At 64.8% G+C, this 11,995-nt stretch carries 11 protein-coding genes; 5 read left to right on the forward strand and 6 right to left on the reverse strand.

All coding sequences use genetic code 11. From position 1 onward, the window contains the following. Positions 1–180: 180 nt before the first annotated feature. Together NGM28_RS15775 and NGM28_RS15780 are read right to left on the reverse strand one after the other, a co-directional pair. The gene (locus NGM28_RS15775) at positions 181–732 is read right to left on the reverse strand and encodes a sugar ABC transporter ATPase (RefSeq protein ID WP_240065547.1); all 552 of its coding nucleotides are present in this window, start codon (positions 730–732) and stop codon (positions 181–183) included. Between the two features lie 50 nt (positions 733–782). Then, positions 783–1,538, reverse strand: a complete 756-nt coding sequence (locus tag NGM28_RS15780) for a sulfite exporter TauE/SafE family protein (protein ID WP_252090718.1) — start codon at positions 1,536–1,538, stop codon at positions 783–785. A gap of 97 nt (positions 1,539–1,635) precedes the next feature. On the opposite strand from NGM28_RS15780, the gene NGM28_RS15785 reads away from it, so the two are divergent. The 4 genes from NGM28_RS15785 (at position 1,636) to leuA (ending at position 6,921) form a co-directional block, all read left to right on the forward strand. Next, positions 1,636–2,514, forward strand: a complete 879-nt coding sequence (locus NGM28_RS15785) for a LysR family transcriptional regulator (protein WP_252090719.1) — start codon at positions 1,636–1,638, stop codon at positions 2,512–2,514. A gap of 116 nt (positions 2,515–2,630) precedes the next feature. Continuing rightward, positions 2,631–4,010: an exodeoxyribonuclease VII large subunit gene (gene xseA, locus NGM28_RS15790; RefSeq protein WP_240065544.1), complete on the forward strand. Its 1,380-nt coding sequence runs from the start codon at positions 2,631–2,633 to the stop codon at positions 4,008–4,010. Between the two features lie 3 nt (positions 4,011–4,013). Further along, positions 4,014–4,841: a M23 family metallopeptidase gene (locus tag NGM28_RS15795; protein WP_240065543.1), complete on the forward strand. Its 828-nt coding sequence runs from the start codon at positions 4,014–4,016 to the stop codon at positions 4,839–4,841. Positions 4,842–5,247: 406 nt separating this feature from the next. Continuing rightward, positions 5,248–6,921, forward strand: coding sequence for a 2-isopropylmalate synthase (leuA, locus tag NGM28_RS15800; protein WP_252090720.1), 1,674 nt, complete (start codon positions 5,248–5,250; stop codon positions 6,919–6,921). Between the two features lie 196 nt (positions 6,922–7,117). On the opposite strand, the gene NGM28_RS15805 is transcribed toward leuA, so the two are convergent. The 3 genes from NGM28_RS15805 to zwf are packed head-to-tail and all read right to left on the reverse strand — an operon-like array spanning position 7,118 to position 9,979. After that, a complete protein-coding gene (locus tag NGM28_RS15805; protein ID WP_252090721.1) occupies positions 7,118–7,792 on the reverse strand; it encodes a bifunctional 4-hydroxy-2-oxoglutarate aldolase/2-dehydro-3-deoxy-phosphogluconate aldolase in 675 nt (224 codons plus the stop codon). A gap of 17 nt (positions 7,793–7,809) precedes the next feature. Next, the gene (gene pgl, locus NGM28_RS15810; RefSeq protein WP_252090722.1) at positions 7,810–8,523 is read right to left on the reverse strand and encodes a 6-phosphogluconolactonase; all 714 of its coding nucleotides are present in this window, start codon (positions 8,521–8,523) and stop codon (positions 7,810–7,812) included. Then, positions 8,510–9,979: a glucose-6-phosphate dehydrogenase gene (gene zwf / locus NGM28_RS15815; protein WP_240065539.1), complete on the reverse strand. Its 1,470-nt coding sequence runs from the start codon at positions 9,977–9,979 to the stop codon at positions 8,510–8,512. Before zwf ends, pgl begins: the two co-directional genes overlap by 14 nt. 211 nt (positions 9,980–10,190) lie before the next feature. On the opposite strand from zwf, the gene hexR reads away from it, so the two are divergent. Next, the gene (hexR, locus tag NGM28_RS15820) at positions 10,191–11,054 is read left to right on the forward strand and encodes a DNA-binding transcriptional regulator HexR (RefSeq protein ID WP_252090757.1); all 864 of its coding nucleotides are present in this window, start codon (positions 10,191–10,193) and stop codon (positions 11,052–11,054) included. Here hexR and NGM28_RS15825 read toward each other — a convergent pair. Beyond that, positions 11,047–11,901: a D-hexose-6-phosphate mutarotase gene (locus tag NGM28_RS15825; RefSeq protein WP_240065538.1), complete on the reverse strand. Its 855-nt coding sequence runs from the start codon at positions 11,899–11,901 to the stop codon at positions 11,047–11,049. The two genes, hexR and NGM28_RS15825, sit on opposite strands and share 8 nt — an antisense overlap. Between the last annotated feature and the right edge of the window lie 94 nt (positions 11,902–11,995).

Raw genomic sequence — 11,995 nt, forward strand, 5'->3', positions numbered from 1 at the left:
GCGCGCCATTATACCCATCCATGGCACGCCGCTCAATGCAAAATAAGGGCCTTCGGCCCAGTGGTGATTCGTGGGTCTATCAGGGCCGCTTCGCCGGCAAGCCGGTTCCTACAGAATCGGCGCGGTACAGGTAGGAGCCGGCTTGCCGGCGATGGACCGCAAAGCGGTCCCGAACCACTCTCACCCCACCTTCACCTGCACCACCGCCACCGGCTGGTCGAGCCAGTCGGCGAAGCTGTCGAGGAAGGCCTGGGTGAAACCCGCCTCGCCCCAGTTGTTGAAGATGAACCCGAGGTTGGAAAAGGCACATGGCTGCAGGTAAAGAAAGCCATTGATATCGTCTTCGAAGCCGCACAGGGGGCAGGTGAAGTTGTCGCTCACCCCCGGCATCCACTCCTCCAGGCTCTCGAACAGCGGCTCGCCGACTTCGCGCCGGCACTCCGGGCAGCCGGCTTCTTCGAGAAAGCCCTCGGTGGGGGTATAGATGCAGCGCTTGAGCATCACCTCCAGGCCATTGACCTGCTCACCGAGTGGCAGTTTCTCGGGATGCAGGGCCACCTTGCGCGCACCTTCGGCCAGGGCATGGCCCATGCGATTGCCGGTGCGGCCGCACGTGGTCAACTGCTCCTCGACGATCTTCTCGCGTACCAGCCAGCGCAGGATGGCCCGGGCACGGGCTTCGTGAACCGGCACGGTAGACAGCTTGGGAACGATGATGCTTTGGGTGTTCATGAGCGAAACGAGCCTGCGGACAGCGATAATCGCGCAATTCTACCGCCTGCTCAGGCGCTCAGGTAGCGACCGATCAGCGCCAGGCCACTGGCCAGCACCAGCCAGGTGATCAGCCGCACGAAGGCTTCGCGGGACAGTTTCAGGGTCAGCCGGCGCCCCAGCCAAGTGCCTGCAAACATCACCGGCAACAGGCAGGCGGCCAGAAGCAGCAGGCTGGCATCGGCATACACCCCGGCGATCAGGAACAGCGACAGGCGCACCACCGTGCTGCAACTGATCAGCGCGACCTGGGTGGCTCGCACCTGCTCCTTCGCCTCCAACCGGGCGCTCAGGTAGATCGCATATAGAAAGCCACCGCTGCCGAACAGCGCGCCGAACAACCCACCAACAGTGCCCATGGGCACCGCCCAGGCGCCCGACAAGCTCGCCGGCCGCACCTTCACCGCCAGGCCGTAGATCGCATAGGCGGTGACGAACAGCCCCATCAGCAACAGCAGGACATCCGACTTCAAGTGCAGCAGGAACACCACGCCCAACGTGCAGCCCACGGCCATGAAGGGCAACAGACGCAGCAACTCGCCGCGCACCACATCCCGCCGGGACGGCAGCAGGTTGCCTAAAGAGGCGACGAAGTCCAGCAGGACCAGCAGCGGAACGATCCGCGACAACGGCATGAAGTGAATCAACACCGGGCCGGCGACCAGCGCAGTGCCGAAGCCGGCAACGCCGAAGACGATATAGGCCACGGCCACGCCAAGCAGGATCGGCAGCCAGTCGAGGCCGGAGAACGACAGTTGGGCAAACATTGCAACGACTCCTGGGAAGACACCAGCAGGTTAGCCAGTCGCCAGCCATGCCGACTAATATGCCTTTACGCCACAAGCCATCTCGAAAAGGCATGACATGACTTCGATCCGCCAACTGCGCTACTTCGTCGAAATCGCCGAGAGCGGCAGCTTCAGTGCCGCCGCCGAGCGGCTGTACATCGCCCAGTCGGCCCTGAGCCGGCAGATCAAGGAGCTTGAACAGCAGCTGGCAACGCCCCTGTTCGAGCGCACCGCCCGCCAGCCACGGCTGACCGCAGCCGGGCTGGCATTTCTCGACCGCGCTCGGCGCCTGCTGGCCGACCTGGACAAGGCCGAGCGCCTGGCCCGTGAAATCGGTCAGGGCCTGCGCGGCAGCCTGCGTCTGAACCATTCCAGCACCGTGCCATTGACCGGGCGTTTGCTCGAGCGGCTCGGCGGTTACCTGGATGACAACCCGGGCGTGTCCCTGGAAATCGCCCAGCAATCATCGGAAGCGCAATTGGAAGATATCGCCGAGGGGCGCCTGGAAATAGGCCTGCTGCGCCTGCCCGTGCTGCGCCAGCATGAAGGCGTTGTGTTGCATGCCTTGTTCGATGAGCCGTTGCTGCTGGCGGTGGCTGCCCAACATTCACTGGCATCCGAAGCCAGCGTGAAATTGGAGCAACTGCGTGAAGAGCGCTTCATCTCCATTCCCCATCGGCAACGGGGCGGCCTGAGCTATCTGTCGGCGTCGCTGTGCATGAGCGCAGGGTTCTTCCCCCAGGCCGCGCAGGTGGTGTCGCGCAAGACCACGCAGCTGCAGCTGATCCAGGCGGGGTTCGGGGTGGCGTTGCTGCCGGCGAGCATGCGCGAGATTGCGCCGGCGTCGGTCTGCTTCGTGCCACTGGCCGAAGCTTGCCAGAGCACCGTGGCGCTGGCCTGCCGGCGGGATGCCGGGGATCTGGTGCACCAGTTCGTGACGGCGATGTGCGGCTGAATGCCCTTTCGCCAGCAAGGCTGGCTCCTACGAGTGACAATGAACACACACTCGGCAGGAGCCAGCCTTGCTGGCGAACACAGACAACCCGATCCATGTCCTTTATGATGCCCGCCATGATCAGAGACCCCTTCGAACGACTCGGCCTGGACCGCGAGGTCCTCACCGTCAGCCAGCTCAACGGCCGCGCCCGCGTGCTGCTGGAGGACGTGTTCCGCAGCGTCTGGGTGGAAGGCGAGATATCCAACCTCGCCCGCCCGGCCTCCGGGCACATGTACTTCACCCTCAAGGACAGCGGCGCGCAGATCCGTTGCGCGCTGTTCCGGCAGAACGCCCTGCGCGTGCGCCAGGCCTTGCGCGACGGCCTGGCGGTGCGGGTACGCGGCAAGGTTTCGTTGTTCGAAGGCCGCGGCGACTATCAGCTGATCCTCGATACCGTCGAGCCGGCCGGCGACGGCGCCCTGCGCCTGGCGTTCGAAGCCCTGAAGGAAAAGCTCGGTGCCGAAGGGCTGTTCAGCACCGAACGCAAGCAACCACTGCCCGCCCACCCGCAACGGATCGGCATCATCACCTCGCCCACCGGTGCGGTGATCCGCGACATCATCAGTGTGTTCCGCCGCCGCGCGCCGCAGGTCGAGCTGAACCTGATCCCTACCGCCGTACAAGGCCGCGAAGCCATCGCCCAGATCGTCCGCGCCCTGCAGATGGCCGACCGGCAGGGCTTCGATGCGCTGATCCTGGCCCGAGGCGGCGGCTCGCTGGAAGACCTCTGGTGCTTCAACGAAGAAGCCGTGGCCCGCGCCGTGGCCGCCTGCGTCACGCCGATCGTCAGCGCCGTGGGCCATGAGACCGACGTATCGATCAGCGACTTCGTCGCTGATGTGCGTGCACCCACGCCGTCCGCCGCCGCCGAACTGCTCGCCCCCGACAGCAGTGGCCTGCAGCAACGCCTGGACAGCCTCCAGCGGCGCCTGTTGCTGCGCATGCAGAGCCGCCTTGCCCACGATCGCCTGCGTGTCGAGGGCCTGGCCCGACGCCTGCGCCACCCCGGCGAGCGCCTGCGCCAGCAGGCACAGCGCCTGGACGACCTGGACATGCGCCTGCGCCGCGCCTTCGCGCTCAACATGAACCAGCGCCACGAACGCCTCGGCCGCCTCGACACACGCCTTGCCGCGCAGCACCCCGGGCGCAGCCTGAAACTGCTGAAGCAGCGCCTGGACAGCCTGGCCGAACGCCTGCCCCGCGCCATGCGCGACGTGCTCAAGGATCGCCGCCAGCGCTTCCAGGCGCAGTTGCAGACCTTGCAGGTGGTCAGCCCACTGGCCACCCTCGCCCGTGGCTACAGCATCCTGCTCGATGAGCACGGCCAGGCCATCCGCAGCGCCGCCCAGACTCACAACGGCCAGCGCCTGACCGCCCGCCTCAACGAAGGCGAGCTCAAGGTGCGGGTCGAGGACAACCACCAGACTCCGGTCACCCTCTCGCTACTGGACTGACACATGCCCCGCCTGTTCGCGCCCCTGCTCGCCCTCGCCCTGCTGCTGCCGCTCACCACGGCCCAGGCCAGCTACATTACCCGCACCCTCGACAAGCCGGTGCCCGGCGGCGTGGCCGTGGTCAACCTGGGGCCATCCGCCAGCGCGCCGACCGCGCGCTTCGACGGCAAGCCGGTGCTGGTGGTCAAGGAGCAGGACAACTGGCTGGCCATCGTCGGCATCCCGCTGACCCAGAAGCCGGGCGCCGCCGCGCTCACCCAGGACGGGCGCAACATTCCCTTCAGCGTAGGCAGCAAGAAGTACCCCGAGCAGCACATCACCCTGAAGAACAAGCGCCAGGTCAATCCTGAGCCCCAGGACCTCAAGCGCATCGACCGCGAGCTGGCCGAGCAGATCAAAGCCTATCGCAGCTTCAGCCCGGCCGTGCCCAGCAACCTGATCCTCGACAAGCCGGTCAACGGCCCGCTGTCGAGCAAGTTCGGCGTGCGCCGGTTCTTCAATGGCGAGGAGCGCAACCCCCATGCCGGCCTGGATTTCGCCGTGCCCGCAGGCACGCCGATCAAGACCCCGGCCAACGGCAAGGTCATCCTGGTCGGTGACTACTTCTTCAATGGCAACACCGTGTTCGTCGACCACGGCCAGGGGTTCATCAGCATGTTCTGCCACATGTCGAAGATCGATGTGAAACCGGGGCAGGTGCTGCGCCGGGGCGAGGTGGTCGGGCGCGTGGGTTCGACCGGGCGAGCGACCGGGCCGCACATGCACTGGAACGTCAGCCTGAACGATGCGCGAGTCGATCCGGCGATTTTCATTGGCGCGTTCCAACCCTGAAACCGAGCCGTACCTTTCGCGGGTAAACCCGCTCCTACAGGGACAGTGCTGCCTTCAAATGCCTGTGGGACCGGGTTTACCCGCGAGGAAGACGGTATACGCCGATCGGTTTGCGCATTCAAATAATCCAGCGCAATACAGGCCGCACAAAGCCAAATAAACAGCCATAAAATCTCGCCTTCGATGCTTTTTTAAGCATTCCTCTCAATTTTTCCGCAATGCTTGCCATCCCTCACCCCACTGGTTAGGGTTGAGCCTATGAACATCTTCAGCACCCTGCTCCGACAACACCGCAGCCTCTGCCTGGTCAGCGCCCGACTACCAGGGTGAATCGCGTCGCCTCGCCTTTTTCTCTCGTTTACGTTTGGCAGGCCCGATCACGGCCGCACATAAAAGGATTGCTTCCATGACCATGCTCAAAGACCCATCGAAGAAGTACCGCGCGTTCCCGACCATCGACCTGCCCGACCGTACCTGGCCGTCGAAGGCCATCACCCAGGCACCGATCTGGTGCAGTTCCGACCTGCGTGATGGCAACCAGTCGCTGATCGAGCCGATGGACTCGGAGAAGAAGCTGCGGTTCTGGAAGACCCTGGTGCAGGTGGGCGTGAAGGAAATCGAAGCCTCGTTCCCGTCGGCCTCGCAAACCGACTTCGACTTCGTGCGCACCCTGATCGAAGACGGCCACATCCCGGACGACACCACCATCCAGGTGCTCACCCAAGCCCGTGAAGACCTGATCGCCCGCACCTTCGAATCCCTGCGCGGCGCCAAGAAGGCCATCGTCCACCTGTACAACGCCACCTGCCCGTCGTTCCGCCGCATCGTCTTCAACCAGGACAAGCAGGGCGTGAAGGACATCGCGGTCAACGCCGCCAAGCTGTTCGTCAAGTACGCCGCCCAGCAGCCGGACACTCACTGGACCTTCCAGTACTCGCCGGAAACCTTCAGCGCCACCGAGCTGGAGTTCGCCAAAGAGGTGTGCGACGCAGTGATCGAGGTGTGGAACCCAACGCCCGAGCACAAGATCATCCTCAACCTGCCGGCCACCGTTGAAGTCGCCACCCCCAACGTCTATGCCGACCAGATCGAATGGTTCTGCCGCAACATCAACCGTCGCGACAGCGTGATCATCAGCCTGCACACCCACAACGACCGCGGCACCGGCATCGCCGCCACCGAGCTGGGCCTCATGGCCGGCGCCGACCGCGCCGAAGGCTGCCTGTTCGGCAACGGCGAGCGCACCGGCAACGTCGACCTGGTCACCCTCGCGCTGAACCTCTACACCCAGGGCATCGACCCGCAGCTGGACTTCTCCGACATCGACGGCATGCGCAAGGTGGTCGAGGAATGCAACCAACTGCCCGTGCACCCACGCCACCCCTACGTCGGTGACCTGGTCCACACCGCGTTCTCCGGCTCGCACCAGGACGCCATCCGCAAGGGCTTCGCCAAGCAGCAGGACGGCGAACTGTGGGAAGTGCCGTACCTGCCGATCGACCCGGCCGACATCGGCCGCAGCTACGAGGCGGTGATCCGCGTCAACAGCCAGTCAGGCAAGGGCGGTATCACCTACCTGCTCGAGCAGGAATACGGCATCAGCCTGCCACGCCGCATGCAGATCGAGTTCAGCCAGGTGGTGCAGGGCGAGACCGATCGTCTCGGCCTTGAGATGACCGCCGAGCAGATCTACAAGCTGCTGCAGAAGGAATACCTGCAAGCCAATGCGCCGTATGCACTGGTCAGCCACCGCCTGCAGGAAGAGAACGGCAGCAGCCACGTACAGGTGGAAGTTTCCGGTGAAGGCGAGACCACCCTGCACTGGCATGGCAAGGGCAACGGTGCCCTGGAGGCGCTGGTGGCCGGCTTGCCGGTCAACGTGGAAATCATGGACTACAACGAACACGCCATCGGTGCCGGCACCAATGCCAAGGCGGCGGCCTACATCGAACTGCGCGTGGCCGGTGGGCGTCCGGTGCATGGGGTGGGGATCGACGAGAACATCACCACCGCCAGCTTCAAGGCGCTGTTCAGTGCGCTGAACCGGTCGTTGAGCCAGCAGCAGGCGAAAGCGGCGTAAGCCATCGCAGAAGCCCGAAGCCCGCATCCATGATGCGGGCTTTTTTTATTGCCTGTGCCGGCCTCATCGCGGATGAATCCGCTCCTACGGGCCTGTAGGAGCGGATTCATCCGCGATGAGGCCGGCACGAACAACAGGCAAAAAAAAGGGCGCCGACCAAGCGCCCCACAAGCCGTGTAGCACACAACGAAATCTGTCAGTCCAGCAACGCCATTGCCTCGGCGCTGCACGCCTCGATCCGCGCCCAGTCGCCGTTCTTGATCCAGCTGCTGTCGAGCATCCAGGTCCCGCCCACGCACATCACATTGGGCAGGGCCATGTAGTTGCGCACGTTGGCCGGGTTCACCCCGCCAGTCGGGCAGAAGCGAATGTCGCCGAACGGGCCGGCGAACGCCTTGATCGCCGCCACGCCACCGCTGATCTCGGCCGGGAACAGCTTGAAGCGGCGGTAGCCCAAGGCGTAGCCCATCATGATCTCGGACGGCGTGCTGATACCGGGCAACAGGGGAATGTCGCTTGCCACACCGGCCTCGAGGATGTCCTGGGTGATGCCCGGAGTGACGACGAACTGCGCGCCCGCCGCCTCGACGGCAGCGAACATGCCGCGATCGAGCACGGTACCGGCGCCAACGCACAGCTCCGGGCGCTGTTCGCGCAGCACCTGGATGGCCTTCAGGCCATGCTGCGAACGCAGGGTCACTTCCAGGGTGCGGATGCCGCCGGCGGCCAGGGCGTCGGCCAGGGGCAGGATGTCTTCCTCACGGGCGATGGTGATCACCGGCAGGATGCGCGCCTTGTCGCAGATCGCGTCGATCCGCGCGGCTTTGTCGGCCATCGTGAGCAAAGGCTGTGGGCGTTCGAGGGTGGTCATGACAGTAGATCCTTGGCTCATGGGCACCAGTAGATGTCCAGGGGGTCGTGAAGAAAGGCGCGAATCGGCATTTCGGTAGGGTCTTCAGCCGCCAGGGCGGCACGCAGGGTGGCAAGCTTGCCCGCGCCTTGCACGGACAGGGCGATGAAACCGGCGCTGGCCAGCAGCGCGCGGGTCATGCTCAGGCGCTGGTGCGGCACGCTGGGTGCCAGCATGGCCAGGCAGCGACGCTCACCGACCTTGGCCAGACCTTGACGCAAGTTGGGGCTGGCCGGGAACAGCGACGCCGTGTGGCCATCGTCACCCATGCCCAGCACCAGTACGTCGATCGGCGGCAAGTCAGCCAATGTCTGGTCGGCGAGTTCGGCGGCGGCTTCAAGGGTCGCGGCGGGATGGTAAAGGCCCGCGAAACGCGCCTTGGCTGGCGCGCCCTTGAACAGATGACGCGCCAGCAGGCCAGCATTGCTGTCCTGGTGTTCCACCGGCACCCAGCGTTCATCGGCCAGGCTCACGGTCACCTTCGACCAGTCCAGCGCCTCGCCGGCCAGCTTCTCGAGAAACGGCACGGGGCTACGACCACCGGACAGCACCACGCAAGCCTGGCCATTGTTGGCGATGGCCTGGCGCAGGCGCTCGGCCACATCATGGGCGAGGGTCGCCGCCAGGGTTTTCGCATCCGCCAACTGATGCGCCTTCACCGTCGCCGGCAGTTGCAGTTCAGATATCGCCATACCAGGCCCTCCCATCGCGTGTGATCAGTGCAATCGAACTCATCGGCCCCCAGGAACCCGCCGCGTAGGGCTTGGGCGCATCGCCGCTGGCTTTCCAACCGGCGATCAGCTGGTCGCACCATTTCCAGGCGTATTCGATCTCATCCTTGCGCACGAACAGGTTCTGGTTGCCGCGCATCACTTCCAGCAGCAGGCGCTCGTAGGCGTCCGGAATGCGCGCGCTGCGCCAGGTGTCGGAGAAATTCAGTTGCAGCGGGCCGCTGCGCAGTTGCATGCCCTTGTCCAGGCCCTGCTCCTTGGTCATCACCCGTAGCGAGATACCTTCGTCCGGTTGCAGGCGGATGATCAGCTTGTTGCCGATCTGCAGGCGTTGCTCCGGGGCGAAGATGTAGTGCGGGGTTTCCTTGAAGTGGATGACGATCTGCGACAGCTTCTGCGGCATGCGCTTGCCGGTACGCAGGTAGAACGGCACCCCCGACCAGCGCCAGTTGCGGATGTCGGCGCGCAGGGCCACGAAGGTCTCGGTGTCGCTCTGGGCGTTGGCGTTGTCTTCTTCCAGGTAGCCCGGCACCGGCTTGCCATCGCTGTAGCCGGCGATGTACTGACCGCGCACCACACGGGTGCTCAACCCCTCGCCGGTGATCGGCGCCAGTGCCTTGAGCACCTTGACCTTCTCGTCGCGGATGCTGTCGGCCGACAGGTCGCTGGGCGGGTCCATGGCGATCAGGCAGAGCAGTTGCAGCAGGTGGTTCTGGATCATGTCGCGCAGTTGGCCGGCCTTGTCGAAGTAGCCCCAGCGGCCTTCGATGCCGACTTTTTCGGCGACGGTGATCTCCACGTGGGAGATGGAATTCTGGTTCCACTGGGTTTCGAACAGGCTGTTGGCGAAACGCAGGGCGATCAGGTTCTGGACCGTCTCTTTACCGAGGTAGTGGTCGATACGGTAGACACGGTTTTCCGGGAAGAAGCGCGCCACCGCGTCGTTGACCCGGCGCGAAGACTCCAGGTCGTGGCCGATGGGTTTTTCCAGCACTACCCGGGTGCGTGCCGCCAGGCCAGCTTTGTCGAGGTTTTCGCAGATGGCGCCGTAGACGGCCGCGGCCGTGGCGAAATAGGCGATCAGCGGCAGCTCGGCCGGCGCCTGTTCGGCCAGGGCCTGGTAGCCCTCGGGCTGGACGAAATCCAGATGCAGGTAACTCAGGCGCCCGAGAAAGCGCTCAAGCGCAGCCGCGTCGATTTCCGCCGCGGGCACGTGACGACGCAAGTGCGCCTCGATGGTGCCCAGGTGTTCCAGCGCGGTGCCCGGCTCGCGGGCCAGGGCCAGCAAGCGGGTGTCCGGGTGCAGAAGGTCGGCGCAGTCGAGCTGGTAGAGCGCGGGAAACAGCTTGCGCAATGCCAGGTCGCCAAGGGCGCCAAAGAGGGCAAAGGTGCAAGGTTCGACACTGATCGCAGCCATGATGTTGGTTCTTTTATAAAGTTGAGCTAGGAATACCGCTTTCAACCCTGCTTTTCAAGGGTTAATGTAGTAAAAACCACAACATTAAACACATCCATTACAGACAAGTGGTGTGACAACCCCACCGCCAGTAGGATACACAACACTGCAAAAAGCCTGCTGTCGCGCCAGCCGGCTGTCTCTGAGCCCCAAAGGACACACCATGGACCGCGTGCGAAACCTCCTGGAACAGATCCAGGGCCGCCTGGACGAGCTGAACAAGGCCGAACGCAAAGTCGCCGAAGTCATCCTGCTCAACCCGCAACAAGCCACCCGCTTCAGCATCGCCGCCCTGGCCCAGGCGGCCAAGGTCAGCGAACCGACCGTCAACCGCTTCTGCCGCTCGTTCGGTGTCAGCGGTTACCCGGAGCTCAAGCTGCAACTGGCCCAGAGCCTGGCCAGCGGCGCCGCCTACGTCAGCCGGGCGGTGGAGGCCGACGACGACCCGGCCGCCTACACCCAGAAGATCTTCGGCAGCGCCATCGCCTCGCTGGACAGTGCCTGCCAGGCGCTCGACCCGCAGCAGGTCAGCCGCGCCGTGGACATGATGATCCAGGCCCGGCAGATCCACTTCTTCGGCCTGGGGGCCTCTGCCCCGGTGGCCCTGGATGCGCAACACAAGTTCTTCCGCTTCAACCTCGCCGTGTCGGCTCACGCCGATGTGCTGATGCAACGCATGCTGGCCTCGGTGGCGCACACCGGCGACCTGTTAGTGATCATCTCCTACACCGGGCGCACCCGCGAACTGGTCGAGGTGGCGCGCCTGGCCCGGGAAAACGGCGCCTCGGTGCTGGGTTTGACCGCCGCCGGCTCGCCGCTTGCCCAGGCCTGCAGCCTGAGCCTGCATATCCCGCTGCCGGAGGACACCGACATCTACATGCCGATGACCTCGCGGATCATCCAGCTCACCGTGCTCGACGTGCTCGCCACCGGCATGACCCTGCGCCGCGGCGTGGACTTCCAGCCGCACCTGCGCAAGATCAAGGAAAGCCTCAACGCCAGCCGCTACCCGATCGAGGACGACGACCTCAGCTGAGCCGGTGCGCCTGCAACCGCAGGTGCGCGCGCTCGCCCGGCGCCAGGCTCAGGCCTTCGCCACTGCCGCTGGTGGCTTCGACGCAGACGAAGCCTTGGCATTCGCGCCCGGTCACGCCCATCAGCGGGCGGCTGCCCGGGTGCCAGACCACGGTGTCGTCACTGTCGCCAGTGTCGATGCACAGCTCGCGCTGCCAGGCCGGGTCCTGCAACTGCACCTTGGGCGTGCCTGGGTAGACCTTCTGGCAACCGCCCTTGAGCTTCAACGCGCCGTCTTCGCGACAGGCCTGGCGATTGAGGCGGTCGTAGCCTTCGATATCCTCGAGCCCGGACAGCGCTATCTTCGACACGTCGCTGATGCGCCAGTAAGCCAGCAATGCATGGCTCAGCTGGCAGGGCTCACTGTCCTGGTGCTCGGTGCTCAGGCTCAGTTCCATGCTCGCGCCCAGCCGGGCATGCAGGTCGACCTGCCAGTCGCACAGGTCCAGGCGCCACTTCAGGGTGACACCCTCCTCGTCCTCGCGGCTGTCCACCAACTTCCAATCCAACAACCGCGCCCAGCCGTGGGCCGGCCACAGGTCTTCGCTGGGGTGGCGGCCATACCAGGGCCAGCACACCGGCACGCCACCACGGATGGCGCCGACCTGCGGCCACTGTTCGGCGCACCACAGCCAGGGCTTTTCGCCGGCCGGCTGAAAATGCAGCAACTGCGCGCCCTGGCGGCTGAACACCGCCTGGCAGCGTGGATGATCGATGATCAGTACATCGCGCTGCTGGTAACGCTCCCACTCGAAGGTCGGCCTGGGCCGTTGCGACGTGTAGAAGCGATGTAGCGGATGTTCAGGCATGGTTCCAAGCTCTTTTGTTGTTCGAGATAGCGCTGTCTCGACCTGTATCCGCTAACCACTGCAGACCAGTGGTTAGCGGAAGGCCGAAAATGGA

Source organism: Pseudomonas sp. MWU13-3659 (assembly GCF_023757525.1).
GTDB classification, from domain to species: Bacteria; Pseudomonadota; Gammaproteobacteria; order Pseudomonadales; family Pseudomonadaceae; genus Aquipseudomonas; species Aquipseudomonas entomophila_E.

Excerpts from the sequence above, each read along its gene's own strand:
- NGM28_RS15775 (WP_240065547.1), bottom strand. The coding sequence starts at position 732 with ATGAACACCCAAAGCATCATCGTTCCCAAGCTGTCTACCGTGCCGGTT.
- xseA (WP_240065544.1), top strand. The coding sequence starts at position 2,631 with ATGATCAGAGACCCCTTCGAACGACTCGGCCTGGACCGCGAGGTCCTC.
- NGM28_RS15785 (WP_252090719.1), top strand. The coding sequence starts at position 1,636 with ATGACTTCGATCCGCCAACTGCGCTACTTCGTCGAAATCGCCGAGAGC.
- leuA (WP_252090720.1), top strand. The coding sequence starts at position 5,248 with ATGACCATGCTCAAAGACCCATCGAAGAAGTACCGCGCGTTCCCGACC.
- pgl (WP_252090722.1), bottom strand. The coding sequence starts at position 8,523 with ATGGCGATATCTGAACTGCAACTGCCGGCGACGGTGAAGGCGCATCAG.
- NGM28_RS15805 (WP_252090721.1), bottom strand. The coding sequence starts at position 7,792 with ATGACCACCCTCGAACGCCCACAGCCTTTGCTCACGATGGCCGACAAA.
- NGM28_RS15795 (WP_240065543.1), top strand. The coding sequence starts at position 4,014 with ATGCCCCGCCTGTTCGCGCCCCTGCTCGCCCTCGCCCTGCTGCTGCCG.
- NGM28_RS15780 (WP_252090718.1), bottom strand. The coding sequence starts at position 1,538 with ATGTTTGCCCAACTGTCGTTCTCCGGCCTCGACTGGCTGCCGATCCTG.
- NGM28_RS15825 (WP_240065538.1), bottom strand. The coding sequence starts at position 11,901 with ATGCCTGAACATCCGCTACATCGCTTCTACACGTCGCAACGGCCCAGG.
- zwf (WP_240065539.1), bottom strand. The coding sequence starts at position 9,979 with ATGGCTGCGATCAGTGTCGAACCTTGCACCTTTGCCCTCTTTGGCGCC.